25 protein-coding genes and 1 tRNA gene are annotated in these 25,599 nt (G+C 73.8%); 20 read left to right on the top strand and 6 right to left on the bottom strand.

Annotated elements, in window-relative coordinates; all coding sequences use genetic code 11:
- Nucleotides 1-204 precede the first annotated feature (204 nt).
- Nucleotides 205-1,140, top strand: a complete 936-nt coding sequence (locus PUR71_RS39225; RefSeq protein WP_329932078.1) for a response regulator transcription factor — start codon at nt 205-207, stop codon at nt 1,138-1,140.
- Between the two features lie 36 nt (nt 1,141-1,176).
- Here the strand turns inward: PUR71_RS39225 and PUR71_RS39220 are convergent, their stop codons facing one another.
- On the bottom strand, nt 1,177-1,674 hold the full coding sequence (locus tag PUR71_RS39220) for a MarR family winged helix-turn-helix transcriptional regulator (RefSeq protein WP_329932077.1): 498 nt from the start codon (nt 1,672-1,674) through the stop codon (nt 1,177-1,179).
- Nucleotides 1,675-1,785: 111 nt separating this feature from the next.
- Here PUR71_RS39220 and PUR71_RS39215 point away from each other — a divergent pair, with 111 nt between their 5' ends.
- Nucleotides 1,786-2,589 carry a methyltransferase domain-containing protein gene (locus PUR71_RS39215; RefSeq protein WP_329932076.1) on the top strand — a complete coding sequence of 268 codons (804 nt, stop codon included), beginning with the start codon at nt 1,786-1,788 and terminating at the stop codon, nt 2,587-2,589.
- A gap of 56 nt (nt 2,590-2,645) precedes the next feature.
- Here PUR71_RS39215 and PUR71_RS39210 read toward each other — a convergent pair whose 3' ends face one another.
- On the bottom strand, nt 2,646-3,248 hold the full coding sequence (locus tag PUR71_RS39210) for a TetR/AcrR family transcriptional regulator (RefSeq protein ID WP_329932075.1): 603 nt from the start codon (nt 3,246-3,248) through the stop codon (nt 2,646-2,648).
- Nucleotides 3,249-3,412: 164 nt separating this feature from the next.
- Nucleotides 3,413-4,396: an acyl-CoA desaturase gene (locus PUR71_RS39205; protein WP_329932074.1), complete on the bottom strand. Its 984-nt coding sequence runs from the start codon at nt 4,394-4,396 to the stop codon at nt 3,413-3,415.
- Nucleotides 4,397-4,688: 292 nt separating this feature from the next.
- On the opposite strand from PUR71_RS39205, the gene PUR71_RS39200 reads away from it, so the two are divergent.
- The 15 genes from PUR71_RS39200 to PUR71_RS39130 all read left to right on the top strand — a co-directional run bounded on the left by PUR71_RS39200 (nt 4,689) and on the right by PUR71_RS39130 (nt 17,217).
- Nucleotides 4,689-4,762 (top strand) — tRNA-Gln (locus PUR71_RS39200).
- 152 nt (nt 4,763-4,914) lie between these two features.
- Complete coding sequence (gene glmU, locus PUR71_RS39195) at nt 4,915-6,369, top strand: bifunctional UDP-N-acetylglucosamine diphosphorylase/glucosamine-1-phosphate N-acetyltransferase GlmU (protein WP_329932073.1); 1,455 nt, start codon at nt 4,915-4,917, stop codon at nt 6,367-6,369.
- 203 nt (nt 6,370-6,572) lie between these two features.
- Nucleotides 6,573-7,550, top strand: a complete 978-nt coding sequence (locus PUR71_RS39190; RefSeq protein WP_329932072.1) for a ribose-phosphate diphosphokinase — start codon at nt 6,573-6,575, stop codon at nt 7,548-7,550.
- 281 nt (nt 7,551-7,831) lie between these two features.
- Nucleotides 7,832-8,419, top strand: a complete 588-nt coding sequence (locus PUR71_RS39185) for a 50S ribosomal protein L25/general stress protein Ctc (RefSeq protein ID WP_329932071.1) — start codon at nt 7,832-7,834, stop codon at nt 8,417-8,419.
- A 113-nt stretch (nt 8,420-8,532) separates the two neighbouring features.
- The gene (gene pth / locus PUR71_RS39180) at nt 8,533-9,114 is read left to right on the top strand and encodes an aminoacyl-tRNA hydrolase (protein ID WP_329932070.1); all 582 of its coding nucleotides are present in this window, start codon (nt 8,533-8,535) and stop codon (nt 9,112-9,114) included.
- Between the two features lie 186 nt (nt 9,115-9,300).
- A complete protein-coding gene (locus tag PUR71_RS39175; RefSeq protein WP_329932069.1) occupies nt 9,301-9,582 on the top strand; it encodes a response regulator transcription factor in 282 nt (93 codons plus the stop codon).
- Nucleotides 9,583-9,666: 84 nt separating this feature from the next.
- Nucleotides 9,667-9,996: a hypothetical protein gene (locus tag PUR71_RS39170; protein ID WP_329932068.1), complete on the top strand. Its 330-nt coding sequence runs from the start codon at nt 9,667-9,669 to the stop codon at nt 9,994-9,996.
- Between the two features lie 114 nt (nt 9,997-10,110).
- Nucleotides 10,111-11,055, top strand: a complete 945-nt coding sequence (locus PUR71_RS39165) for a hypothetical protein (RefSeq protein ID WP_329932067.1) — start codon at nt 10,111-10,113, stop codon at nt 11,053-11,055.
- Complete coding sequence (locus PUR71_RS39160) at nt 11,052-11,585, top strand: hypothetical protein (protein ID WP_329932066.1); 534 nt, start codon at nt 11,052-11,054, stop codon at nt 11,583-11,585. The genes PUR71_RS39165 and PUR71_RS39160 overlap by 4 nt, the downstream gene beginning before the upstream one ends.
- A 13-nt stretch (nt 11,586-11,598) precedes the next feature.
- Nucleotides 11,599-13,257, top strand: coding sequence for a peptidoglycan-binding domain-containing protein (locus tag PUR71_RS39155; RefSeq protein ID WP_329932065.1), 1,659 nt, complete (start codon nt 11,599-11,601; stop codon nt 13,255-13,257).
- Nucleotides 13,257-13,958, top strand: coding sequence for an ABC transporter ATP-binding protein (locus tag PUR71_RS39150; RefSeq protein WP_329932064.1), 702 nt, complete (start codon nt 13,257-13,259; stop codon nt 13,956-13,958). The genes PUR71_RS39155 and PUR71_RS39150 overlap by 1 nt, the downstream gene beginning before the upstream one ends.
- Entirely contained in the window at nt 13,955-15,229 is a 1,275-nt protein-coding gene (locus tag PUR71_RS39145) for an ABC transporter permease (protein ID WP_329932063.1), read from the top strand. The genes PUR71_RS39150 and PUR71_RS39145 overlap by 4 nt, the downstream gene beginning before the upstream one ends.
- 122 nt (nt 15,230-15,351) lie before the next feature.
- On the top strand, nt 15,352-15,672 hold the full coding sequence (locus tag PUR71_RS39140) for a hypothetical protein (RefSeq protein ID WP_329932062.1): 321 nt from the start codon (nt 15,352-15,354) through the stop codon (nt 15,670-15,672).
- A 116-nt stretch (nt 15,673-15,788) separates the two neighbouring features.
- Nucleotides 15,789-16,310, top strand: coding sequence for a SigE family RNA polymerase sigma factor (locus tag PUR71_RS39135; RefSeq protein WP_329932061.1), 522 nt, complete (start codon nt 15,789-15,791; stop codon nt 16,308-16,310).
- Nucleotides 16,300-17,217 (top strand): hypothetical protein, encoded by a 918-nt coding sequence (locus PUR71_RS39130; RefSeq protein ID WP_329932060.1) that lies wholly within the window; start codon nt 16,300-16,302, stop codon nt 17,215-17,217. Before PUR71_RS39135 ends, PUR71_RS39130 begins: the two co-directional genes overlap by 11 nt.
- An 84-nt stretch (nt 17,218-17,301) precedes the next feature.
- On the opposite strand, the gene ppc is transcribed toward PUR71_RS39130, so the two are convergent.
- Complete coding sequence (gene ppc, locus PUR71_RS39125) at nt 17,302-20,115, bottom strand: phosphoenolpyruvate carboxylase (protein WP_443077730.1); 2,814 nt, start codon at nt 20,113-20,115, stop codon at nt 17,302-17,304.
- Nucleotides 20,116-20,374: 259 nt separating this feature from the next.
- On the opposite strand from ppc, the gene PUR71_RS39120 reads away from it, so the two are divergent.
- Nucleotides 20,375-21,646 (top strand): sensor histidine kinase, encoded by a 1,272-nt coding sequence (locus tag PUR71_RS39120; protein WP_329932059.1) that lies wholly within the window; start codon nt 20,375-20,377, stop codon nt 21,644-21,646.
- A 21-nt stretch (nt 21,647-21,667) separates the two neighbouring features.
- Here PUR71_RS39120 and PUR71_RS39115 read toward each other — a convergent pair whose 3' ends face one another.
- Both PUR71_RS39115 and PUR71_RS39110 read right to left on the bottom strand, forming a co-directional pair.
- A complete protein-coding gene (locus tag PUR71_RS39115) occupies nt 21,668-22,177 on the bottom strand; it encodes an SUKH-3 domain-containing protein (protein WP_329932352.1) in 510 nt (169 codons plus the stop codon).
- 131 nt (nt 22,178-22,308) lie between these two features.
- Nucleotides 22,309-22,770 carry a YwqJ-related putative deaminase gene (locus PUR71_RS39110; protein WP_329932058.1) on the bottom strand — a complete coding sequence of 154 codons (462 nt, stop codon included), beginning with the start codon at nt 22,768-22,770 and terminating at the stop codon, nt 22,309-22,311.
- A gap of 371 nt (nt 22,771-23,141) precedes the next feature.
- Between PUR71_RS39110 and PUR71_RS39105 the strand changes: the two genes are divergently transcribed.
- Together PUR71_RS39105 and PUR71_RS39100 are read left to right on the top strand one after the other, a co-directional pair.
- Nucleotides 23,142-24,341: a Gfo/Idh/MocA family protein gene (locus PUR71_RS39105; protein ID WP_329932057.1), complete on the top strand. Its 1,200-nt coding sequence runs from the start codon at nt 23,142-23,144 to the stop codon at nt 24,339-24,341.
- Nucleotides 24,338-25,462 carry a DegT/DnrJ/EryC1/StrS family aminotransferase gene (locus PUR71_RS39100; RefSeq protein WP_329932056.1) on the top strand — a complete coding sequence of 375 codons (1,125 nt, stop codon included), beginning with the start codon at nt 24,338-24,340 and terminating at the stop codon, nt 25,460-25,462. Before PUR71_RS39105 ends, PUR71_RS39100 begins: the two co-directional genes overlap by 4 nt.
- Nucleotides 25,463-25,599: the final 137 nt, after the last annotated feature.

Raw genomic sequence — 25,599 nt, 5'->3', positions numbered from 1 at the left:
ATGCGCACCTCCTGACGGAACTTCACCAAACCACCACGAGCGCGTCCCCAGGCCCGTACGCTGAATGCGGTACCGCTTGGGGGCGGCCCGCGTCCGGCCCCGCCGGCCACCGGCGGGCGGGCGGAACGGAGTGCCGCGTCCGCGGGCGCCGGGGCCGGTCCCCGCCCCCGGGCTCGGGCCGGTCTGAGCAGGGGGGTAGTGACGATGGGGCGGATCCGCGTCCTGGTGGTCGACGACCACCGGATCTTCGCCGAGGCCCTGGCCGCGGCGCTCGCCGCCGAACCCGACGTCGAGGTGGGCGCGGCGGGCAGCGCGGCCGCCGCCGAGCGCGCCCTGGAGCGCGCCGCCGTCGAGGGCCGGGCCTTCGACGTGGTCCTGATCGACGCCGACCTCGGGTCCGAGGCCGCCGTGGCGCCGGGGCCGCGCAAGCCCGTCCGCGCCGGGCCCGAGCCGCTGGACCCGTCCCGCCGGCGCCCGCCCCCCGTGGCGCCGCCGCCGCGCCGCCCGGCCGTGCCGCCGTCGGGTCCGGACGGGCGCTCGGCGGATCCGCTGCGGCCCGATCCCCAGCGCGCCGAGCACGTCCGCGCCGAGCACCTGCGCACCGACCAGCTGCGGCCGCTCGCCCCGCCGCCGGACGGGATCACGCTGCTCGGCCGGGTCCGCCGCAGTCACCCCGGGCTGCGCGCGATCGTCCTGGCCACCGCCGACGACCCGCACCGCGCCGCCCGGGCGTTGCACGCCGGGGCCACCGGCTGGGTGGCGAAGGAGAGTTCGCTCGCGCGCCTGCTCGCGGTCGTGCGCGGGGTGCTGCGGGACGAGACGCACCTGCCGCCGGCGCTGCTCACCGGGGTGATCCGGGAGCTCACCACCGCCCGGCGCGACCGCACCGAGAGCGAGCGCCTGGTGGACACGCTCACCCCGCGCGAGAAGCAGATCCTGCGGTGCATGGTCGCGGGCCTGGGCCGGCAGGCGGTCGCGGAGCGGCTCTACCTGTCCCCGCACACCGTCCGCACGCACATGCAGAACGTGCTCGGGAAGCTCGGCGTGCACTCGACCCTGGCCGCCGTCGCGGTCGCCCGCCGGGCGGGGGTCAGTCCCGCGGAGCCCGCCGCGCCGCCGTCGGTCGCCTCCACCGGCTGAGCCGGCCTGGGCCGTGCCGGCGGGCCGATCGGCCGGTCAGCCCGGGATGTTGTCGAAGGGGGCGACCAACAGCCGCAGCAGCTTGGCGAGTTCGCCCTGCTGGTCGCCGGTGAGCTGGGCGAGGAGTTCGCGCTCGTGGGCGAGCAGCCCGGCGAGGGCCTGGTCGGCGCGGTCGCGGCCGTCGTCGGTCAGCCGGACCAGGACGCCGCGGCGGTCGTCCGGATCGGGCAGGCGCTTGACCAGGCCCTTGCCGGTGAGCCGGTCGATCCGGTTGGTCATGGTGCCGGACGTGACGAGGGTCTGGGTGAGCAGTTGCCCGGGGGAGAGCTGGTAGGGGGAGCCGGCGCGCCGCAGGGCCGTCAGGACGTCGAACTCCCAGGGCTCCAGGCCGTGCTCGGCGAAGGCGGTGCGGCGCGCACGGTCCAGGTGCCGGGCGAGCCGGCTGACCCGGCTGAGCACCTCCAGCGGCTCCACGTCGAGGTCGGGGCGCTCCCGGCGCCACGCTGCGACCAGCCTGTCGACCTCGTCCTCCATGACGATCAGTGTATCGGTGGATGTGTCGATGTGAAGTCTCTTGACATCGAGAAATGTGCCAGCGAGGCTAAACGTAGATATCTTGATATCGAGATACTTTCGAGGTGTGCCATGCCCGCTCCCGCCTGGGACCCCACCCAGTACCTGCGCTTCGCCGACGAACGGACCCGTCCGCTGCGCGACCTGCTCGCCCGCGTCCCCGCGCTGCCGAACGAGCCCGCCGCGACGGTCCTGGACATCGGCTGCGGCCCGGGCAACTCCACCGCCGTCGTGCGCGAGCGCTGGCCGCAGGCCCGGATCACCGGCGTCGACAACTCCGCCCCGATGTTGGAGACCGCCCGCGCCGAGGGTGAGCCGAGCGCCGCGTACGTGCTCGCCGACGCCGCGGAGTACGACCCGGCCCCGGCCCGTCCCGACCTGATCGTCTCCAACGCGGCCCTGCAGTGGATCGACGGCCACCTGGCGCTCCTGCCGCGCTGGGCCGAGGCGCTCCGCCCCGGGGGCGTCGTCGCCTTCCAGGTGCCCGGCAACTTCGACGCGCCCAGCCACACGCTGCTCGCCGAGCTGCGCCGCAGCCCGCGCTGGGCCGACCTCCTCGGCGATGACGCCACCCGCAGCGGCGTCCACGAGCCCGGGACGTACCTCGACGCGCTCGTCGGGGCCGGCTGCACCGCCGACGTCTGGGAGACCACCTACAGCACGCTGCTGCCCGGCCCGGACCCGCTGGAGAGCCCCGTTCTGGAGTGGATGAAGGGGACGGCCCTGCGGCCCGTGCTCGGCCGGCTCACCGACCCGCAGCGGCGGGCCGCCTTCCTGGCCGAGTACGACGCGCTCCTGCGCGAGGCGTACCCGGCCGGGCCGCACGGCACGGTCTTCCCGTTCCGGCGGATCTTCGCGGTCGCGACCAAGCGGTAGGCGGCGGGCGGTAGGCAGTAGGGGGTAGGCGGAGAGCGGTAGGCGGCGGGCGCGGATCAGATCTTGCGCTCGCCGACCAGGTTCGGGTGCCGCTCCAGGCCTTCCAGTCCGTGCCAGGCCAGGTTCACCAGGTGCGCCGCGACCTGCGCCTTGTCCGGCTTGCGGACCTCCAGCCACCACTGCCCGGTCAGCGCGACCATCCCGACCAGCATCTGCGAGTACATCGGGGCCAGCCGCGGGTCGTACCCGCGGGACTTGAACTCCAGCCCGAGGATGTCCTCCACCTGCGTCGCGATGTCGCTGATCAGCGAGGCGAAGGTGCCGGTCGACTGCGCCACCGGCGAGTCCCGGACGAGGATCCGGAAGCCGTCCGTCGAGGTGTCGATGTAGTCCATCAGCGCGAACGCGGCCTGTTCCAGGAGCTCGCGCGAGTGCCCACCGGTCAGCGCCCCGGTGACCATGTCCAGCAGGAGCTGCATCTCGCGGTCCACCACCACCGCGTACAGCCCCTCCTTGCCGCCGAAGTGCTCGTACACCACCGGCTTCGACACCCCGGCCCGCTCGGCGATCTCCTCCACCGACGTGCCGTCGTAGCCGCGCTCCGCGAAGACCGTCCGGCCGATCTCCAGCAGCTGCTCGCGCCGCTGCTTGCCGGTCATCCGCACCCGGCCGCCGCGGCGGCGGGGCCCTGCCGTGGCCGGGGCAGCGGCACGCGGACGGACCTGCGCCGCTTCGGGCGCCGCGTCCGTCCGCGTGCCGTCATGACCGCCTGTGCTGTCTGCGCTGCTCCCGTTCACCCCTACATCATGCTGGAAGCGCGCCCTCATGCGGCGCGGCGGGCGGCGATCCGCTGCGCGTCCGGCCAGCGGACGTCCCGGACCCAGCCGGCCAGCTCGAACCAGCGGATCAGCCGGGCCGAGGAGTCGATCTGTCCGCGCAGGACGCCGTGCCGGGCGGAGGTCGGGTCGGCGTGGTGCAGGTTGTGCCAGGACTCGCCGCAGGAGAGGACGGCCAGCCACCAGACGTTGCCCGAGCGGTCGCGCGAGCGGAACGGGCGCCGGCCGACGGCGTGGCAGATCGAGTTGATCGACCAGGTCACGTGGTGCAGCAGCCCGACCCGGACCATCGAGCCCCAGAAGAACGCGGACAGCGCGCCCTGCCAGGACAGCGTCACCAGCCCGCCGACCAGCGGGGGCAGCAGGAGCGAGATGGACGTCCAGAGCCAGAACAGCCGGGAGATCCGCCGCAGCGCCGGGTCGTTGACGAGGTCCGGCGCGTACGTGCTCTGCGGGGTCTGCTCCTCGTCGAACATCCAGCCCATGTGCGCCCACCACAGGCCCTTCAGCAGGGCGGGCAGGCTCTCCCCGTAGCGCCACGGCGAGTGCGGGTCGCCGTCCTTGTCGCTGAAGCGGTGGTGCTTGCGGTGGTCGGCCACCCAGCGCACCAGCGGACCCTCGACGGCGAGGCTGCCGACGACGGCGAGGGCGAGGCGCATCGGGCGGCCGGCCTTGAAGGAGCCGTGGGTGAAGTAGCGGTGGTAGCCGACGGTGATGCCGTGGCAGGTGAGGAAGTACATGGCGACGGTGACCGCCACGTCCGTCCAGCCCAGGCCCCAGCCCCAGGCGACCGGGACGGCGGCCAGCAGGGCCGCGAACGGCACGACGATGAAGAGGGCGAGCGCGAGGCGCTCGGCGAAGCCCTGGCGCTCCCCGCCGCGGGTGGCGGACAGTGTCGCAGGGGACGGTTCGGGGGAGTCGCTGGGCGGCGCAGTGGAACCGGCGTGCGCCTCACCGGCCTGGATGGTCATGTTCTCGTCCCTCGGCGGGCCCTCTGCGGGCGGAGGTAGGAAGGCTACGGTGCCGTAACCTACGGCATCGTAGGTTGTGCTCCGTGACGAAGGGAACACGCCGCCGCACGGCGCTCGAGTGAATTCACCCGACTGGATGGATGAACCACCGGCCCCGCGAGTGGGCGTCAGCCGCGTCGGAGGCGGACGGGACGGCGGCGGGCGCGGGTCGGCCATGGAGGTAGATGTGGAGCCGCATACCCCGTAGTCTTGCCCCAGCGCGCCTCCGGCGACCTTCGGGCCGGCGTGCCGGTCCCGGATCGTCTAAGGGCAGGACAGCTGGTTTTGGTCCAGCTTATGGGGGTTCGAATCCTCCTCCGGGAGCCATCTGAGCGGCCCCGGCCCGGTATTGCGGCGGGCCAGGGGGTGGCTTTTCGGCCACTTTCCTCGCACTATCCTCGAACTGCCGGGGCCTATGTGCGGATCCTCGCCCCTGGCCGCTCTGCCCTCTCTGTGAACCGACCGAGGAGCCTCCCCGCATGGGTGCCAATTCGCTTGCCGCCGTTGTCGTTCTTGCCGCCGGTGGCGGGACACGGATGAAGTCGAACAAGCTGCCCAAGGTGCTGCACGAGGTGTGCGGCCGGACGCTGGTCGGTCACGCCGTCTCGGCGGCGCAGGAGTTGACACCGGGGCAGCTGGTCGTCGTCGTCGGCCACCAGCGGGAGCAGGTCGAGGAGCACCTGGCGGCGCACTACCCGGCCGCCCGCCCGGTCGTCCAGCACGAGCAGAACGGCACCGGCCACGCGGTGCGCACGGCGCTGGAGGCGCTCGCCGCCGACGGCGTGGTGCTGGACGGCACCGTGATCATCACCGCCGGCGACTCGCCCCTGCTGACCGGGGTGACGCTGCAGCGCCTGGCCCGTGCGCACGCCGAGCAGGAGAACGGCGTCACCGTGCTGACCGCCGTCGTGCCCGAGCCCTTCGGCTACGGCCGGATCCTGCGCGACGAGGACCGCTCGGTGGCCGCGATCGTCGAGGAGAAGGACGCCACCGACACCCAGCGCCTGATCACCGAGATCAACTCCGGGGTCTTCGCCTTCGACGCCAAGCTGCTGACCGCGGCGCTGGCCGAGCTGACCACGGACAACTCGCAGGGCGAGGAGTACCTGACCGACACCCTGCAGATCCTGCGCGAGGCCGGGCACCGGGTCGGCGCCGTCGTGGCCGAGGACCCCCGGGACATCCTCGGCATCAACGACCGCGTGCAGCTCGCCCAGGCCCGCCGCCTGCTCAACGACCGCCTGTTGGAGCGCGCGATGCGCGAGGGCGTCACCGTGGTCGACCCGGCGACGACCTGGATCGACGTCCAGGTGACGTACGAGCCGGACGCCGTCGTGCTGCCGAACACCCAGCTGCACGGCGCCACCCACCTCGGCGAGGGCTGCGAGGTCGGTCCGAACTCGACCCTGCGGGACACCCGGATCGGCGCGGGCGCCGTTGTGAGCAACACCACGGCGGACCGCGCCGAGGTGGGCGAGCTGGCGAGCGCCGGCCCGTACGCCTACCTGCGTCCGGGCGCGAAGCTGCTGCGCAAGGCGAAGGTCGGCACGTACGTCGAGGTCAAGAACTCCGAGCTCGGCGAGGGCGCCAAGGTGCCGCACCTGTCGTACATCGGCGACGCCACCATCGGCGAGGGCACCAACGTCGGCGCGGCCTCGGTCACCGTGAACTACGACGGCGTCAACAAGCACCGCACGGTCATCGGCGCGCACTGCCGGACCGGTTCGGACAACATGTTCATCGCACCGGTCACCATCGGTGACGGCGCCTACACCGCGGCCGGCTCGGTCATCACCTCCGACGTCCCGCCGGGCGCGCTCGGCGTGAGCCGGGCGCAGCAGCGCAACATCGAGGGCTGGGTGGAGCGCAAGCGCCCCGGCACCGCATCGGCGCAGGCCGCGAAGGTTGCGACGGACGGGGCGGCGGAGGCCTGACGGGACGCGCGGGCGTCCGAGGGGCGGTCCCGGGGCGGACGGTTTCTGCGCGGGCGCGTAACCTTGGGGACATACGTGCGCCACTGGGCTTACCGCCCGTGTCCAGGCGTACCGACATTCCCCGACCCCATCTTGCGTGCGGGCCGCGCCTGCGCGCGTCGGATGGTCGGGGTTCAGCGTCCGCAACGCGAGGAGACGGTGCAGTGAGCGGGATCACGACGTCGGGTGAGAAGAAGCTGAAGCTCTTCTCCGGCCGTGCCCACCCGGAACTGGCGAAGGAGGTGGCCGCGGCGCTGGGGACCGAGCTGGTCCCGACCAAGGCCCTGGACTTCGCCAACGGCGAGATCTACGTCCGCTTCCTGGACTCCGCGCGTGGTGCGGACTGTTTCGTGATGCAGAGCCACACGGCTCCCATCAACCAGTGGATCATGGAGCAGCTGATCATGATCGACGCTCTGAAGCGGGCCTCCGCCAAGAGCATCACCGCGATCCTGCCCTTCTACGGCTACGCCCGCCAGGACAAGAAGCACCTCGGCCGCGAGCCCATCTCCGCCCGCCTGGTCGCCGACCTGCTGCGCCAGGCCGGCGCGGACCGCCTGATGGCCGTGGACCTGCACACCGCGCAGATCCAGGGCTTCTTCGACGGCCCGGTCGACCACCTGTTCGCGCTGCCGCTGCTGGCCGACTACGTCGGCGAGCGGGTCGACCGCTCCAAGCTGACGATCGTCTCGCCGGACGCCGGCCGGGTGAAGGTGGCCGACCAGTGGTGCGACCGCCTGGACGCGCCGCTGGCGATCATCCACAAGCGCCGCGACATGAGCCAGGCCAACACGATCCTGTCGGCCGAGGTCGTCGGTGACGTCAACGGCCGGGTCTGCGTCCTGGTCGACGACATGATCGACACCGCCGGCACGATCTGCGCCGCCGCCGACGCCCTGTTCGAGAACGGCGCCGCGGACGTCCTGGTCGCCGCCACCCACGGCGTGCTCTCGGGCCCGGCCGCGGACCGCCTGAAGAACTCCCGGGTCAGCGAGTTCGTGTTCACCAACACGCTGCCGACCCCGGCCCAGCTCCAGCTGGACAAGATCACCACGCTGTCCATCGCCCCGTCGATCGCCGCCGCGATCCGCGAGGTGTTCGAGGAGGGTTCGGTCACGAGCCTCTTCGAGGGCGTGCACTGACGAAGTCCCGCGCAGGCGGCCCCGGTCCGGAGAGGGCCGGGGCCGCCGCCGATTTCGCGGGAGGGCACCCGTGCGGTTAGACTCGTGAAACTGCTCGGCGAGGGACGCCGTGTGCCCGTTTCGCGGGTGCCCGCTCCGTGATCGACGCGCTGCCGGTGCCGGTTCTCCGGACCCTGGCAGAGGTCGTTGCCGCCGAGTGACCCCCAAGTACTGAGGGTGTGGTCCCGGCGGTTTTTCGCGTTGCCTGCACCCCCGCGCCAGTCTTCACGAGGAGTGCAGTCGTGTCCGAGATCCGCCTTGCCGCTGAGACCCGCACCGAGTTCGGCAAGGGCGCTGCCCGTCGCGCCCGCCGCGCCGGTTTCGTCCCCGGTGTCGTCTACGGCCACGGCCACGCCCCGGTTCACCTGAACCTGCCCGGCCACGACCTGATGATGGCCCTCAAGACCCCGAACGCCCTGCTGGTCGTCCCGATCGAGGGCAAGGACGAGTACGTCCTGCCGAAGGCCGTTCAGCGTGAGGCCATCAAGCGCACCATCGAGCACGTCGACCTGCTCCTCGTGAAGCGCGGCGAGAAGGTCACCGTCGAGATCCCGGTCCACACCGAGGGCGAGCTGGCCCCGGGCGGCAACCTGCTGGAGCACGTCCTGCAGGCCCTGCCGGTCGAGGCCGAGGCCACCCACCTGCCCGAGGCCGTCACCGTCTCGGTCGAGGGCCTGGAAGCCGGCGCCTCCGTCCACGCCAAGGACATCGTCCTGCCGGCCGGTACCACCCTGGCCGTCGACGCCGACGCCGTCGTGCTGCAGGTCATCGCCGCCCAGGCCGCCCCGGCCGAGGACGAGGCCGCCGAGGCCGAGGGCGCCGAGGCCTGAGCCTCGCGCTGACGACTGCTTGAGACCGCTGCCCCGGTCGCTCCCGTTGGAGCGGCCGGGGCAGCGGTGTGTCCGGGAAGATGGCGTGGAGCGCGAGGGCGAGGAGTAGGGACATGGCGGAAGAAGCGTACGAAGGGCCGTGGCTGGTCGTGGGGCTGGGGAACCCGGGCGAGCAGTACGCCCGGAACCGGCACAACATCGGCTTCATGGTGGTCGACCTGCTGGCGCAGCGGATGGGTGCCAAGTTCAAGGCGCACAAGAGCCGGGCGCAGGTCGCCGAGGGCCGGCTGGTCGGCAAGCGGGTCGTGCTGGCCAAGCCGATGTCGTTCATGAACCTGTCGGGCGGTCCGGTGACGGCACTGCGGGACTTCTACAAGGTCCCGGCGGCCGGGATCGTGGCGGTCCACGACGAGCTGGACATCGACTACGCGACGCTGCGGCTCAAGCTCGGCGGCGGCGACAACGGGCACAACGGCCTGAAGTCGATCACCAAGTCCCTGGGGCCGGACTACCACCGGATCCGGTGCGGCATCGGCCGCCCGCCGGGCCGGATGGAGGTCGCGGACTTCGTCCTCAAGGACTTCTCCAGCACCGAGCGCAAGGAGCTGGACTGGTTCGTCGACCGCTCGGCGGACGCGGTGGAGGCCCTGTTGACGGAAGGGCTGGAGCGGGCGCAGGGGACGTACAACTCCTGAGGATGTGACATCGGCCACAGCGGCGAATCCGGACTATTCCGGCTCCGGGCCGTTCAGGGGGCGGGGGTGACACGTGTTCCGCAAATGGAGGATGTGCATCCGATGTCCCGTCGGCGCACGGGCTGCTTCAATCGACGGTCGGGGCCGCACAGGGGGGTGCGGTTCCTCGCCCTGAGAGGAGAAGTCGTGCCCGAGGGTCACACCTGCGTCAGCGCCGCGTGCCCGTGCCGGGTCCCGCCGTTGACGGAGGGGGAATTGGACGCGCTGTCGGAGCGCGAGTACGAGGTTTTCGAGCATCTGGGGACGGGGGTCACCAATACCGAGATCGCCCATCTGCTGTACATCACCGAACGCACCGTCAAGGCCCATGTCGGCCGGGTGGTACGGAAGTTGAACGTGGACACGCGAACCGCGGCGGCACTCGCCGCGCAACGGCACCTGCTCAGGAATGTCCGTTCGGACAATTGAGCGGCCGCCGTCGGATTGATGTGATGGGCAGCGGTCCGATCGGACCGAGAACCCTCAGGCTCATACCGAAAACTAGGGGGAACCATGTTCAACTCCCGTTCGCTGCGCGGGATCACCGTCGCCGTGGCCGCCGCTTCGGCGCTGGCGCTGGGCGCGGGCATCGCGAGCGCCGGCACGCTCGACGGCGACTACAACACCAGCGGTGTCCGGATCCGCTCCGCGGCCGACACCAACGCCAGCGTCTACGGCCTGGGTTACCCGGGCCAGGGCAACTGGGACTACTGCTACACCACGGGTACCAGCGTGAACGGCAACAGCTTCTGGGACAACAACAAGGACAAGGCCACCGGAGTCCAGGGCTACAGCTCCGAGGTCTACCTGACCCAGGGCGTGAACCAGTACACCCACTGCTGACCGGTGATCGGTAGCACCCGGTAGTACGGCGGTGCCGTTCGCCCTCGGAGAAGGAGGGCGAACGGCACCGCTCCGCAGCCTACTCACAACCTCAGCCGAAGGGCACACCGGTCGATGTCGAGGCGCACCATTCCCGTCGCAGCCGCGCTCGCGCTGACGTCCGCCCTGCTCGTGGGCTGCACGTCGGGCTCGGGCGGCCAGTCCACGTCCGGTGGGGGATCGCCGGGCGGCCAGGCGGCCGGCACCGGCGCCGCGGGTGCGCCCGCCGTCACCGCGACGCCGACGCCGACCGCCGCCTCGGACCTGACGGCGCTTCCGCTGCGGGCCTTCGTCCCCAGCGACGACGAGGCGAAGACGCTCGACAAGGCCGAGGGACTGCTGGCCCAGGACTGCATGCACCGGCTCGGGTTCGGCGGCTGGCAGCCGCCGTCGACCGGGCCGACCGCCAAGCCGGCGGACGTCGCCAACCAGTACGGCTACCTGGACGAGGCGCAGGCCGCCCAGTACGGCTTCCGCAGCGCGGCCGGCGTCAAGGGCAAGCCCGCCGACGGGCCCAAGCTGGACCCGGCCCAGTTCACCGCGGAGACCGGCGCCACCTCCGTCACCGACTCCAAGCAGGTCGGCGGGAACGTCCCGGACGGCGGCTGCTTCGGGGAGGCCGGGCGCAAGATCGACGAGGGCCTGACCAAGCCCACCGGCTCGGTGTACGAGGACCTGATGAGCGAGTCCTACCAGCGCACCGACGTGGACCCCCGGGTGGTCGCCGGGACCAAGGCCTGGGCCGACTGCATGAAGCAGAAGGGCTACTCGTACAGCAGCCCGCAGGCGCTCTCCACCGAGTCCTGGGGCGCGACCGTCACCCAGCGCGAGATCGACACCGCCAAGGCCGACGTCGCGTGCACCAAGCAGACCAACCTGCCCGGGATCGCCTTCGGGGTGCAGAGCGCGATCCAGCAGCAGCAGATCGCCCAGCACCAGCAACAGCTGAAGGCCCAGCGGGACTTCGTCGACGCCCGGCTGCGCAAGGCGGCCGACGTGCTGAAGAGCCGGGGCCAGTGAGGCCGCGCGGGGCGGGTGCCGTGCTGGCGCTGCTGGCCGCGCTCGCGACGGCCTGCACGGGAGCGTCCGGCGCGGAGCGGCCGTACGGGACCGGACCGGACGGCGAGCACCTGGACAAGCCGGACCCGGCCGTCGAGCAGGCCTACCTCGGCTACTGGGACGCCTGGCTGAAGGCCTACCGGACGCCGGGCGCGCCGGAGGACGGGCTGGCCCGCTACAGCGACGAGCCCAACCTCAGCTCGATCCGGGCGACGCTGGCGGACTCGTACCGGAAGAAGCAGTACAACGAGGGCACCGTCGACCACCGGCTGGCCGGCATGCGCACCGAGGGGGACAGCCGGATCGTCTACGACTGCGCGGACCTGAGCGGCTGGCTGATCCACGACGCGGCCACCGGGGCGGAGATCGAGCAGGTGAGGCACACGTCGCGCCAGATGGCCGTCATGACGCTCCGCCGGATCGACGGCTCGTGGAAGGTCACCAACAGCCGCAAGCCCCTCGAATGCACAGTGCAGGACCGAGCGAAGTAAGGCGGACGCGGGCATGCTGCGCAATCTGCGGCGGACGGCCGGGAGCGGCGACGACGGAGCGGACCGGGTGGACGGGTCGGACGGAGCGGACGGGTCGGACGGAGCGGACAGCGGGGACGACCGGTCGGCCCGGGGCGGCGCGGCCCGGCGGCGGCGCCGGATGGTGGTCGTGATCGCGGTGGGGGCGGCGGTCGTGTCCGCGGCCGGGCTGGCCGCCGCCACGCTGGTGAGGTCGCCGGAGCAGGTGGCCGCGGACACCAAGCCGCCGGCCGCCTCGCCGCTCACCGCGCCGGTGGTGCAGCGGGTGCTGGCCAACACGACCGTGCTGCGCGGGGTCTTCTCGGCCGGGCAGACCTACGCGGTGCAGCCGGCCACGGTCGCCGCCTCGACCGGCGGGCCCGGCGGCGGCACGCCGATCGTCAGCGCGCTGAAGGTCGCCGCCGGGGACAAGGTGGACAGCAGGACGGTGCTGGCCGAGGTGTCCGGCCGGCCGGTGTTCGTGCTTCCCGGGCCCATCCCGGCCTACCGCGACATGCAGCCGGGGGAGTCCGGGGACGACATCGCCCAGCTCCAGTCCGTGCTCAGGGACCTCGGCCTGCCCGTCGGCGGTGACGCCAAGGGCACGTTCGGGGCCGGGACCAAGGCCGCGGTGACGAAGCTCTACCAGCAGCTCGGCTACGGCGTGCCGGTGACCGGGGAGACCACGGCCGCCGCCGTCCGGAGCGCCCAGCAGGCCGTTCAGCAACAGGAACAGGTGGTGCAGGACCTCCAGAGCCGCCGGGCGGCGCCCGAGCCGGGCGGCGACGCCGGCGGCACCCCGAAGACGGACGGCGGTGCGGCGGGCGGTGGCGCGGCGGGCGGCGGTGCGGCGGCGGGGGGAGGCGGCGACAGCGCCACCCAGCTGGCGCGGGCGAAGACCCTGCTGGACCAGAAGCGCCAGGAGCTCGCCCAGGCCCAGGCCAAGGACGGTCCCCAGGTGCCCCTGTCCGAAGTGCTCTTCCTCCCGTCGCTGCCCGCCCGCGTGCACGCCGTCTCCGCCAAGGTCGGCGACAAGGTCACCGCGCCGATCCTGAGCCTCACCGCCGGCGGCCTCGGCCTCACCGGCCACCTGCTGCCGAGCGACGCGCCGCTGGTCAAGCAGGGCATGAAGGTCACCGTGCTGTCCGAGTCGAGCGGCGTCCAGCTCTCCGCCACGGTGGGCGGGGTGGGTGCCCTCGTCACCCCCGGCGGCAACGCCGCGCCCGGCGCGGGGACGGCCGGTCAGGCGGGCCAGGGCGCGGACGCGGCCGGCGGGGCCCGGCAGGATCCCTACGTGCCGGTGTCGATCACCCCGGACGAGCCGTGGAACCCGGCGCTGGAGGGCCAGGACGTGCGGATCACCATCGTCGAGGCCGCCACCTCCGGGGAGGTGCTGGCGGTGCCGGCGTCGGCGATCAGCTCCAGCGTGGACGGCCGCACCACCGTGACGGTGGTCACCGCCGACGGCAGCCGTCGCTCGGTCGAGGTCACCGCGGGCGTGGTGGCCGACAACCACGTGCAGGTCACCGCCAAGAACGGGGACCTGAAAGCCGGCGACGCGGTCCTGGTCGGGATCGGCCAGGCGGGCGCGGGGACCGGCGCCGGCGGCGCCGGCGGCGCCGCCGGCGGCGCGGCCCAGGGCGGGGCCGGCTGATGGCGGGGCCCGACGACCCGCCGGTGATCCGCTTGCGCGGGGTCTCCCGGACCTTCCCGGGGCCGCCGGCCGTCACCGCGCTGCACCCCACCGACCTGGAGATCGCCCGCGGCGAGTACGCGGCGGTGGTCGGTCCGTCCGGCTCCGGGAAGTCCACCTTCCTCAACCTCCTGGGCCTGCTCGACCGGCCCAGTGGCGGCAGCTACGAGCTCGACGGCATCGACACCGGCGCGCTCTCCGAGGCCCGCCGCACCTCGCTGCGCGGCAACCGGATCGGCTTCGTGTTCCAGTCCTTCCACCTGCTGCCGTACCGCACCGCCGAGGAGAACGTGATGCTCGGCCAGGTCTACAACCGCACCCCGCGGGCCGGCCGGCGCGGCGCCGCACGGGACGTCCTGGCGCGGGTCGGGCTCGGCCACCGCATGGACGCGCTGCCCTCCAGGATGTCCGGGGGCGAACGGCAGCGCGTGGCGATCGCGCGCGCCCTGGTCAACGCGCCCTCCCTGCTGCTGTGCGACGAGCCGACCGGCAACCTGGACTCGGTGACGGCCGTGCGCGTCATGGAGCTCTTCGAGGAACTGCACGCGGGCGGGCTCACCCTGCTCGTCATCACGCACGACCGCGAGGTCGCCGCCCGGGCCCGGCGCACCGTCACCATCCGCGACGGGCGCCTGGACGGCGAGGAGGTGGCCGCCCGATGAGGCCGCCCAGGCCGGGCCGCAGGCGCCCGGGCGGGGACATCCCGCTCTCCCGGCTGAGCCTCGCCGACCTGTTCGCCGAGGCGCTGTCCGGGATGATCCAGCGGCCCGGCCGCTCGGTGCTCACCCTGCTGGGCACCGTCCTCGGGGTCGGCGCCTTCGTGGCCGTCCTCGGGCTGACCTCCTCGGCGGCCGGGCAGATCGGCAAGCGGTTCTCGATGCTGGAGAACACGACCGTCACGGTGGTCGACGTCGGCAAGCCGCCGCCGGCCCAGCAGGGCGAGCCGAGGGCCGCGCTGGACTTCCCGGACGACTCGGACGCCAGGGTCGGGCGGCTCAACGGCGTGCTGGCGGCCGGCGTCTACTGGCCGGCCCCGCTCACCGACCCCCGGATCTCCAACTCGCCCGTGGCCGGCACCGATCCGGGCGGCGGCCTGAACCTCTACGCCGCGTCCCCCGGACTGTTCGACGCGATGCAGCCCACCCTCCGGAGCGGCACGCTCTTCAACGCCTTCCACGCCTCCCGCAACCTGCGGGTGGCCGTGCTCGGCTCCACCGCCGCCGACCGGCTGGGGATCAACCGGCTGGACGCCGCGCCCGCGGTGTTCGTCAACGGGGTCGGCTTCACCGTCATCGGGATCGTTGCGGACACCCAGCGGCTGCCCGAGACCCTGCTCGGTGTCATGGTGCCGTCCACCACCGCGCACGCGCTCTGGGGCAATCCGCTGACCGGCGACAAGGGGCAGGCCCGGATGCTGGTCCGCACCCGGACCGGCGCCGCGCCGCTGATCGCGGGCCAGGCGCCCACCGCCCTGCGGCCCGAGGACCCGGCCGCGTTCACCGTGATCGCCCCGCCGGACCCGCACGGGTTGCGCGACGGCGTCTCCGGCGACCTCACCGGGCTGTTCCTGCTGCTCGCCGCGATCTGCCTGGTGATCGGGGCGGTCGGGATCGCCAACACGACGCTGGTCGCCGTCCTGGAGCGCACCGGTGAGATCGGGCTGCGCCGCTCGCTCGGGGCTCGGCCGCGGCACATCGCGGCCCAGTTCCTGACCGAGTCCACGGTGCTCGGGACGCTCGGCGGGCTGATCGGCACGGCGATCGGGGTGGGCGTGGTGGTGGGGGTCGCGATGGTCCGCGACTGGTCGGCCGTCCTCCAGCCGTGGGCGGTGCTGCCCGCGCCGCTGCTGGGCAGCCTGGTCGGCCTGCTGGCGGGGCTCTACCCGTCGCTGCGGGCCGCCTGGGTGGAGCCGGCCGAGGCGCTGCGGCGCTGAGCGGGCGTGGTCGGCAACAGTCGTACAACGCTTGACGGTCCAAACCTGAATAGGTGTGAGAACCGTGTGCGGGATCGGATAGCGTCGCTCCCGTACGCGAACGGGTCCTGGGGAGTTGCTCGATGCGGAGATTGCGTCCGGTCCGCCGACTGCGGCGGATCCGGGTGAGGCGGTTGGGGCAGTTCGGCCGGCGGGTGGGCACGGCCGGTGCGCTGGGGGCGGCGGGGATGCTGCTGTCCAGCGGCGTGGCACACGCCGATCCGGTGGCGGAGCCCGACCAGGCGGCGTCGCCCGAGCCCGCGGCGGCCCAGTTCGCGCCGGTGCTCGGCGACTCGGTCGGGCCGGACGCCGGGCTGCTGGCGGTCGGCGGCGGCCTGGTGGTCGTGGCCGGCGGCGCCGCGCTGTGGCTCAAGCGCCACCGGGCCGGCGGATCGCCCGAGTAAGAGGAAGAGCGGCTGACGGGCCGGGGTCCACGCACGTGGGCGCCGGCCCTTTCGCGTGCCCGGAATCCGGGCGCCGGCGTGTCATCCGTTTCCGGCCGGCCGTGCGTCCTGTGGGTATGAAGCGCGAATCGATGGGCCCGGGGGGCGTCGACGGGGACCCGTTCGACGAGTTCGTCGCGGCGCGGTACCAGGCGTTGCTGCGTGGTGCCTTCCTGATCACCGGCGACGTCCACGACGCCCGGGACCTGCTGCACGACGCCCTGGCACGGGTGTACGCCAGGCGGTCGGCCATCCGGGAGCCGGCGGCGACGGAGGGGTACGTGCGCCGGACGATGGTCCGCACGCACGTCTCGCGGTGGCGCCGGACCAGGCGCGAGGTGCTGACCCCCGCGCTGCCGGACGGGCCGGCGGTCCAGGAGGCCGAGCGGGACGAGGAGTTGGCGGCGGCCCTCGGCGCGCTGCCGCGGCGCCAGCGCGCGGCCGTGGTGCTGCGGTACTACCTCGACCTGCCGGTCGCCCAGGTGGCGGAGGAACTGGGCTGCACGGTGGCGACGGCCAAGACCCACCTGGCGCGGGCGGTCAGGACGCTTCGGCAGGAACTGGAACCGGCGAAGGAGTTGGTGGGACGTGAGCGCTGAGGACGGGTTCGAGGAGGAACTGGTCCGCCGGCTCGGACTGCGGGCGGCGGCGGTCGGCGGCAGCCCGCCGCTGGCCGCGCTCAAGGCGGCCGGGCGGCGGCGGGCCAGGCAGCAGGGCGCCGTGCGGGGCGTGACGGCGGTCGCGGTGCTGGCCGTCGGCGCGGGGGCGCTGACGCAGCTGGGCGGCGGGGGGACGCCCTCCGGCGGAGGCCTGGGCGTGGGCGGAGGACCCGCCGGGGCGCCGTCAGCGTCGGCCGGGCGGGACTCCGGGACGGTGCGGCCGTTGTACGCGTGCAACGCGGGGCCGTCCTCGCTGCGGACGCCGGGGATGCACTTCCACCCGACCGACCTGCCGACGGGCCCGCCGAGGATCACACCGTCGTTCACGCCGTCGTCCACACCGTGGTCGGGCTCGCCGTCGTTCACGCCGCCGTCACCCCCGCCCACGCCGTCGTTCCCGCCGTCGTCCGGCTCGCCGTCGACGCTGACGTCGGCCCAGGTGTCACAGGCCGAGCTGGCGCGCGCGGGCGAGGCCGTCGACAGGATGGCGACGGCGGGCTACCCGGACCGCTACTTCGGGATCTGCCGGGACGCCGGTCTGAACACCGTCTACGTGATGCGCGTCCCGGGTGACGGCGCCCTGGACGAGGCGGTGACCCGGGTGCTGGCCGGCTGGCCCGCGGTCAGGCTGCAGTTCACCGACGCGGTCGGCTCGTACGGCGAGCTGACGGAGCTCCGGGACCGGATCGACGGGGACCGCGCCTACTGGCAGGACAAGGGCGTGAAGCTGGAGTTCGTGCAGGTCGCCCACGACGGCTCAGGAGTGGTGGTCGACACCCCGCAGTGGGAGTCCGCCGGCGCACAGATCAAGGCCAGGTACGGCCCGAAGGTGGTCGAGGTCCGCTAGGGGCCGGGCAGAGCCGGGGGCTGGGCGGACCGAGGGGCCGGTGTCCGACGGGGGTGGACACCGGCCCCTTGAACGCGCCTGCCGTCAGCCGGTGTTGCGCAGGCCGGCGGCGATGCCGTTGACGGTCAGCAGGAGCGCGCGGGCGCGCAGCGGGTCCTCCTGGCGCCCGGCCGCGACCTCCTCGCGCTGGCGGCGCAGCAGCGCGACCTGGAGGTAGGAGATCGGGTCGAGGTAGGCGTCGCGGACGGTGAAGGTCTGCTTCAGTACCGGGTTGTGCTCCAGCAGTTCGCTCTCGCCGGTGAGGCGCAGCACCTCGCGCAGGGTGAGCTCGTGCTCGGCCACGATCTGGTCGAAGACGTGCCGCAGGTCGGCCGGCACCAGCTGCTCGACGTAGTGGCGGGCGATCCGCAGGTCGGTCTTGGCCAGCGTCATGGCGACGTTGGACAGGAAGTTGCGGAAGAAGTGCCACTGCCCGTGCATCTCGTCCAGCACGTGGCCGAGGCCGGCCGCGCGGGCGGCGGCGAGGCCGGAGCCGACGCCGTACCAGCCGGGGACGATCTGGCGGGACTGGGTCCAGCCGAACACCCACGGGATGGCGCGCAGTCCGTCCAGGCCGGCGCCGGAGTCGGGGCGGCGGGACGGGCGGGAGCCCAGGTGCAGCGAGGCGAGCTGGTCGACCGGGGTCGAGGCGAAGAAGTACTTCGGCAGGTCCTCCTGCTCGACCAGGGCGCGGTAGGCGGTGTGGGCGGCCTCCGAGACGCGGTCCATCGCGGCGTCCCAGCGGGCCAGTTCCTCGGGGGCCTGGCGCGGGGCGGTGTGCAGCGCGGAGGCGGAGAGCGTCGCGGAGATGGTCAGTTCGAGGTTCTCCCGGGCGAGGGAGGGCAGCAGGTACTTGTCGGAGATGACCTCGCCCTGCTCGGTGACCTTGATCTCGCCCTCCAGGGTGCCCCACGGCTGGGCCAGGATGGCCTCGTGCGAGGGGCCGCCGCCGCGGCCGACGGTGCCGCCGCGGCCGTGGAACAGGCGCAGCCGGATGCCGTAGCGGTGGGCGACGTCGCGCAGCCGGCGCTGGGCGCGGTGGATCTCCCACTGGGAGGTGGTGATGCCGCCGAACTTGGAGGAGTCGGAGTAGCCGAGCATGACCTCCTGGACGTCGCCGCGCAGCGAGACGAGCAGCCGGTAGGAGGGGTCGGAGAGCATCTCGTCGAGGATGCGGTCGGCCTGCTGGAGCTCGTCGGTGGTCTCCAGGAGCGGCACGATGCCGATCTTGGCGATGCCGGCGTGCAGGTCGATCAGGCCGGCCTCGCGGGCCAGGACGGTGGCGGCGAAGACGTCGTCGGCGCCCTGGCACATCGAGATGATGTAGCTCTCGACGATCTCGTCGCCGAAGCGCTCGAAGCCCTGGCGGATGGTGTTGAAGACGCCGAGGGTCTTGGTGCCGGCCTCGTCCAGCGGGGCCGGGGTGGGGGCGAGCGGGCGGCGCGAGCGGAGCTCCTTGGCGAGCAGCCGCTGGCGGTACTCGCGGGGCATGTCGGCGTAGCGCCAGGCCTCCTCGCCGAGGCGGTCGAAGAGCTGGCCGAGCGCGTGGTGGTGGGCCTCGGCGTGCTCGCGGACGTCCATGGTGGCGAGCTGGAGGCCGAACGCCTCGATGGTGCGGATCGCGCGGGCGAGGCGGCCGTCGGCGATCAGCTCGCCGCGGTGGGTGCGCAGCGACTCCTGGATCAGGCGCAGGTCGGCGATGAGCTCGCGGGTGCCCAGGTAGTCGCGGCCCTCGACGTGCGGGGTGCCGCCGGCCAGGCGCTCGCGGGTGTTCTCCAGCTTGAGCCGGATGCAGGTGGCCTTGAGGCGGTAGGGCTCCTCGGCGTTCATCCGCTTGTAGCGCGGGCTGAGTTCGGGGAGCAGGTGCAGGTCGGTGTTGAGCGAGGCGAGCAGCTCGGCCGAGGCGCCGGCCAGGCGCTCGGAGGTGGAGAGCGTGTTGCGCAGGTCGTCGATCGCGGCGAGCGCGTCCTTGATGCCGTACTCGTGCTGGAGGTTGAGGACGTCCCAGGTGACCTGCGGGGTGACGTTGGGGTTGCCGTCGCGGTCGCCGCCGATCCAGGTGCCGAAGGTGAGCGGGCGGACGCCGTCGGGCAGGCTCAGGCCGACCCGGGCGAGTTCCTCCTGCAGCTCCTCCAGGACCTCGGGGACGGCCTCGCGGTAGAGCTCGTCCAGGTAGTAGACGGCGTTGCGGGCCTCGTCGGTGGGCTCCGGGCGGGCGATGCGCAGCTCGTCGGTCTGCCAGAGCAGGTCGATGACCTCGGCCAGGCGGCGGTCGGCGGAGCGCTTGGCGCTGCTGGTGCGGGCCGGGCCGGCGGCGGCGAGGCCGGAGCTGAGCTGTTCGCGGTGGATGCGGTCGAGGAGTTCGCCGATCCGGCGGAGCTTGTTGAGGACGCTGCGGCGGGCGGCCTCGGTGGGGTGGGCGGTGAAGACCGGGCGGACCGCGAGGTGGGCCAGGGTGTCCTGGAGGTGCTTGGGGTCGGCCTCGGCGAGCTGGTCGGCGGTCTGCGCGAGCAGCGAGCCCTCGCGGGCGCGGCGGGTGGCGAACTCCCGGCCGCGGTGCACCTGTTCGGTGACGTTGGCGAGGTGGAAGTAGGTGGAGAAGGCGCGGACGAGCTTCGCCGCGGTCTCCAGGTCGATGTCGGAGAGGAGTTCGGCGGTGGCCTCGCCGTCGGTGCGGCTGAGCAGGCGGACCTGTTCGACCAGGCCGAGCAGCTGGGGGCCCTCCTGACGGACCAGCGTCTCGCCGAGCAGATCGCCGAGGCGGCGGATGTCCGCGCGCAGCGCCGCGTTGTCGGCGTCTGGGCCGGCGGAGGCGACGGAGGCGGGGCTGTCCGCCGGGTTGGGGACCGGAGCGGTCACGGCTGGCTCCCTGAGGTGGTGGGGTTCGGCAACGGCTCATCGTCACAGGTCCGCCCGCGTGTGGCGGGTGTGACGCGTGCGGACCGCGCTGTCCGACGCGACCAGCATAGGTGTCGGGGAGGTCGGTGTCCGCGAGGTGGCCGGATGGCGGACAGGATCACCGCGACCGCCATGTGGTCTGGACCACTGGAAGGCCCGGGGAAGTCGGCGGGGCCATCCCGGTGGGGAGGCAACGGGGCTGCGCCTTAGGCTGTCAGGCATGAGCAAGTCGCCTGGGGAGCGCGCGCCGGTCCGGTCGTTCTGGTGGTGGGAACGGCCGCGCAGCGCATTCCTCGACATCGGGCTGGCGCTGCTGGCCGCGGTGGAGTGCTCGCTCAGCACCATCGCCTTCCTCTCCGCCCGCGCCCACCTGAGCGCCGCCGGCGCGGCCGGCATCGCGGTGCTCGGCGCGCTGGCCGGCGGCTCGCTGGTGCTGCGGCGGCGCTGGCCGGCCGTGCCGGTGCTGGTCACGCTGGCGGCGATGCCCGGGATGCTGGGCGTCGTGCTGCTGGTGGTGGCCCTGTACACGCTGGCCGAGACCTGGGAGTGGCCCTCGCGCCGCCGCCGGGTGGTCGCGCTGTCGGCGCTGGCCTTCGCCGAGGCCGTCACCGTGATGCTGGTGTCGATGCTGCTGCCCGGCGGCGACGGCCCCCCGGACCCGACGCCGCTCTGGGTCCAGGTGCTGATATCCGTCCTGGTGGCGGTCGGCCTGACCGTCCCGCCGGTGGTGACCGGTCTCTACGTGGGCGCGCGGCGGCGGCTCATCGAGTCGCTCAAGGACCGCGCGCACGGCCTGGAGACCGAGCTGGACCTGCTGGCCGAGCAGGCCCAGGAGCGCGCCCGCCGGGCCCGGCTCGAGGAGCGCACGCGGATCGCCCGCGAGATGCACGACGTGGTCGCGCACCGGGTGTCGCTGATGGTGGTCCACGCGGGGGCGCTGGAGCGGGTCGTCGCCAAGGACCCGCAGAAGGCCGCGCAGAGCGCCAAGCTGATGGGCGAGGTCGGCCGGCAGGCGCTCAACGAGCTGCGCGAGATCCTCGGCGTGCTGCGGATGGACGACGAGCGCCCGGCCGAACCGGACTCGCTGGCCGGGCTGCCGCGGCTGGTCGACCAGTCCCGGGCGGCCGGGATGGCGGTCACCCTGACGGTCAGCGGCAGCCGGCAGCAGTTCACCGGCGAGGCCGAGCAGACCGCGTACCGGGTGGTCCAGGAGGGCCTGACCAACGCGCACAAGCACGCCGGCGGCGCGGAGGTGTCCGTCCTGCTCGCGTACGCGCCGAACGGGGTGCGGGTCAGCGTCGTCAACGCCTGCCCGGGCGGCGAGCACGGCTCGGCGGCGCTGCCGAGCGGGGGCAACGGGCTGGTCGGGATGCGCGAGCGGGTGATCGCGCTCGGCGGCACCTTCTCGGCCGGGCCGGAGGCGGACGGCGGGTTCCGGGTGGAGGCGGTGCTGCCCTCCCGGCTGGCCGTCCGCGCCGAACCGCTGCGGTAGCCTCCCGTCCTCGCGCCGGCCTCAGTACTCGTCCGCGGTGCGCAGCCGCTCGGGGGCGGTGCCGAGGACCAGGGTCGTGATCGCCTGGTCGATCCCGTGGCCGAGAAACCACTCTCCCGTGTGATCCAGGCTGTAGACGCGGCCCTCCTCGTCGACGGCCAACAGCGCCTGCCCGTACGCCTCCTCGCCGAGCGGCGCGACCTTGCTGCCCAGCGCGCGGCCGAGGTCGGCCAGGGTGCGCGGCAGGTGAAGCCCGCACATCGGATCGATCAGGAACGGCGTGCGGGCCAGCTGGCGGCCCGCGCCGGACAGGTCGAAGGCGAGGCCGCCGAACTCGGCCCAGGCCTCCACCGCCGCAGGGAACACCGCGTGCGGCACACCGGCCGGATCGCCGTGTCCAGCCAGGGTGTCGGCCCACTCCTCGGCCCGCCGGATCTCCCAGCGGCCGGGGTGCCAGCCGGCCGCCTTGAGCTCGGCGGCGACGTCGGCGGGGAAGCGCGGGCGGGTCCGCCCGGGGGGACCCGCGACCAGGGTGGCCGGCGGGGGCGGTGGCGGGCTGGGCGGGTTCAGGACGGGCTCCGGTGGTTCGGGGGCAGGGCGGCGGCAGGACGTCGGCCGGGACGCGGCACCGCGCCGACGGCGGGCGCCGGTGCGGGTGGCGGTCAGCGGGCGGGCGGCCCGACCGCGACGCTCTGCACGGTGAAGTGCTCCAGCAGCGGGACGCACGAGCGGCACGGCGGCGCGTGGGTGCCGTGCGCCGGGTCGTCCTCCTCGCGGATCCGGACGGTGGTCATCCGGGAGCCCTTGAGCGCCTTGCGGGCCTCGTGCAGGCTCATCGGCTTGCGGGCGGCGCGCTTGGAGCGCTTGCCGTCCACCGCGGTCAGGTACTGCGACAGCAGCACCGCCTCCGGGCAGCGGCCGGTGAAGCGCTCGCGCAGCTCGACCGGCAGGCCGTCCAGGAACCCGCCGACCAGCGGATGCAGGACCGGGCGCCGGGCGGACTTGTCCCCGGCCAGGGTGTGCACCTCGCCGCCCTTGAGCGACAGCGCGGCGGCGACGGCGGGCAGCAGGCTGTCGCGCAGGTGGCGCAGCACGGGCGGGCCCGCCGGCTCACCGGTGGTCATGCGTCTGCCTCCTCGTCCGCGCCGACGGCCGGACTGGTCCGTCCAGTCCGGGGGCAAGCCTGTCAAACGACACCGACATCTGCACAACCGGGGTGCGGGGGTGGGCGAACGGACTCCGGGACCCGACGGGTTCAGGACGCGGTCCCGACGGAACACTGGCTCAATCTGCACGCCGCCGTCATGACTTGTCCGCCGATTCACCGAAACCGTCCCCCGTCCCCGGCGGTGGCCGGTACCGTTCCGGCAGCGAGCCGAGGGGACGCGGCCGCCCGTCCGGGACGCCGGGCGGCGGGCCCGGATCCGGTGCCCGCGCCGACCGTTGGGGCCGCCGGGGCGCGCCTGCCCGGTGCCGGAGCGAGGGGGCTCGTGCGATGACTTCTCCGACGTCGGGACGGGACGCGGGGCGTGGCGGCGGACCGGGCGCGGCCGAGGACGCCAACGAGGCGCCCGGCGGACACGTGCCCACCCCGGGCGAACCGCCCCGGCCCGTCCCCGCCCGGCCGGTCGGCGTCGCCGTGGTCGGCGCCGGCTACTGGGGCCCCAAGCTGGTCCGCAACGCCCAGCACACCCCGGCGCTGCGGCTGCACTGGCTGTGCGACCTCGACGAGGCCAAGGCCCGTGCGGTGCTGGGGGAGTACAGCACCGTCGGCGCGACCTCCTCGTACCGGCGGGTGCTGGACGACGAGCGGGTCGGGGCCGTCGCGGTGGCCGCGCCCGCCGCCGCGCACTACGGGCTCGTCCGGGCCGCGCTGGAGGCCGGCAAGCACGTCCTGGTCGAGAAGCCGATCACCACCTCCGCCGCCGAGGCCGCCGAGCTCGTCGAACTCGCCGGGCGGCGCGGGCTCGTGCTGATGTGCGACCACACCTTCTGCTACACCCCGGCGGTGCGCCGGATCCGCGAGCTCGTGCACGGCGGCGAGATCGGCGACGTCCAGTTCTTCGACTCGGTGCGGATCAACCTCGGCCTGGTGCAGCCGGACGTGGACGTGCTGTGGGACCTCGCCCCGCACGACCTCTCCGTCCTCGACTTCGTCCTGCCGCCCGGTGTCGAGCCGGTCGGGGTGTCCGCCCAGGGCGCCGACCCGATCGGCGCCGGGCGTGCCTGCGTCGCCTACCTGACGGTCCGGCTGAGCAACGGCGCCCTCGCCCACTGCCACGTCAACTGGCTCTCCCCGACGAAGGTCCGCACCACGCTGATCGGCGGCTCCCGGCGCACCCTCGTCTGGGACGACCTCAACCCGCAGGCCCGCCTGGCCGTGCACGACCGGGGCGTCGACCTCACCCCGCCGGAACAGGTCACCGACGCGATCCGGCACCGGGCGCTGATCTCCTACCGCGTCGGCGAGATGGTCGCGCCCGCGCTGGTCGAACAGGAGGCGCTGCGCAACGTGATGGCCGAGTTCGCCGCCGCGATCGTCGAGGGCCGCGCGCCGCTCACCGACGGGCACGCCGGGGTGCGGGTGCTGCGGCTGCTGGAGGCGGCCTCGCTGAGCCTGCGCCTCGGCGGGGCGACCATCCCGGTGGGGGCGGCCGACCGGGCCGAGGAGGCCGCGGGGGTGGTGGTCCTGTGACCGGCGGCACCGGCGCCGTCCCGCTGGTGGACCTGGCCGCCGCCCACACCGAGGTCGCGGCCGAGGTCCGGGCCGGCTTCGAGCGCGTCCTCGCCCGCGGTGGCTTCGTCAAGGGCCCCGAAGTGGCCGCGTTCGAGCGGGAGTACGCCGACTTCACCGGCACCCGGCACTGCGTCGGCGCCGCCAACGGCACCGACGCCCTCGAACTCGCCCTGCGCGCCCTCGACCTGCCGCCGGGCGGCGGCGTCGTGCTGCCCGCCAACACCTTCGTCGCCACCGCCGAGGCCGTGCTGCGGGCCGGACTGCACCCGGTGCTCGTCGACGCCGACCCGGCGCACCTGCTGATCGACCCGGCGCGCGCCGCCGACGCGCTCCCCGGGGCCGTCGCGCTGCTGCCCGTCCACCTCAACGGCCAGCTCGCCCCCATGGGCCCGCTGCTCGAACTGGCCGACGGGCGGCCGGTGGTGGAGGACGCCGCGCAGTCCCAGGGCGCCCGGCAGCACGGGCGCGGCGCGTACGGGCGGATCGCGGCCACCAGCTTCTACCCCGGCAAGAACCTCGGCGCCTACGGCGACGCCGGCGCGGTGCTCACCGACGACCCCGGACTCGCCGACGCCGTCCGGCTCATCGGCGACCACGGCGCCCGCGAGAAGTACACCCACGAACGCGTCGGCCTCAACTCCCGGATGGACGCCCTCCAGGCCGTCGTCCTGCGCGCCAAACTCCGCCGCCTGCCCGCCTGGAACGCCGCCCGCCGTGCCGCCGCCGCCTGCTACGACGCGCTGCTCGGCGACGTCGACGGCCTCACGCTGCCCCGCACCGCCCCCGGCAACGAGCACGTCTGGCACCTGTACGCGGTGCGGATCGACCCCGGCCGGGACCGCGACGCGGTGCTCGCCGCCCTGCACGCCGCCGGGATCGGCGCCGGCGTCCACTACCCCGTCCCGGTGCACCTCCAGCCCGCGTTCCGCTTCCTCGGCCACCGCGAGGGCGCCTTCCCGACCGCCGAACGGGCCGCACGCGAACTGCTCACCCTCCCGCTCTACCCGCAGATGACCGTCGCGCAGCAGGAACGGGTGGCCGAGGTCCTGATGAAGGCGCTGCGCGGCGCTCACGGCTAGTAGGGCTTGGTCAGGTCTGTTTTCGTGTGGGTATGTCGCGGTGGCAGGTGGGGCAGGCGCCGGCCCAGGTCGCCAGAAGGATCTGGAGCTCGCGGACGACTTGGTAGAGGCTCAGGCCGGCCCCGCGTCTTTTGGGG

Source organism: Streptomyces sp. SP17BM10 (assembly GCF_036322405.1).
Lineage (GTDB): Bacteria > Actinomycetota > Actinomycetes > Streptomycetales > Streptomycetaceae > Kitasatospora.
This window is presented reverse-complemented; position numbering and strand designations above follow the sequence as displayed.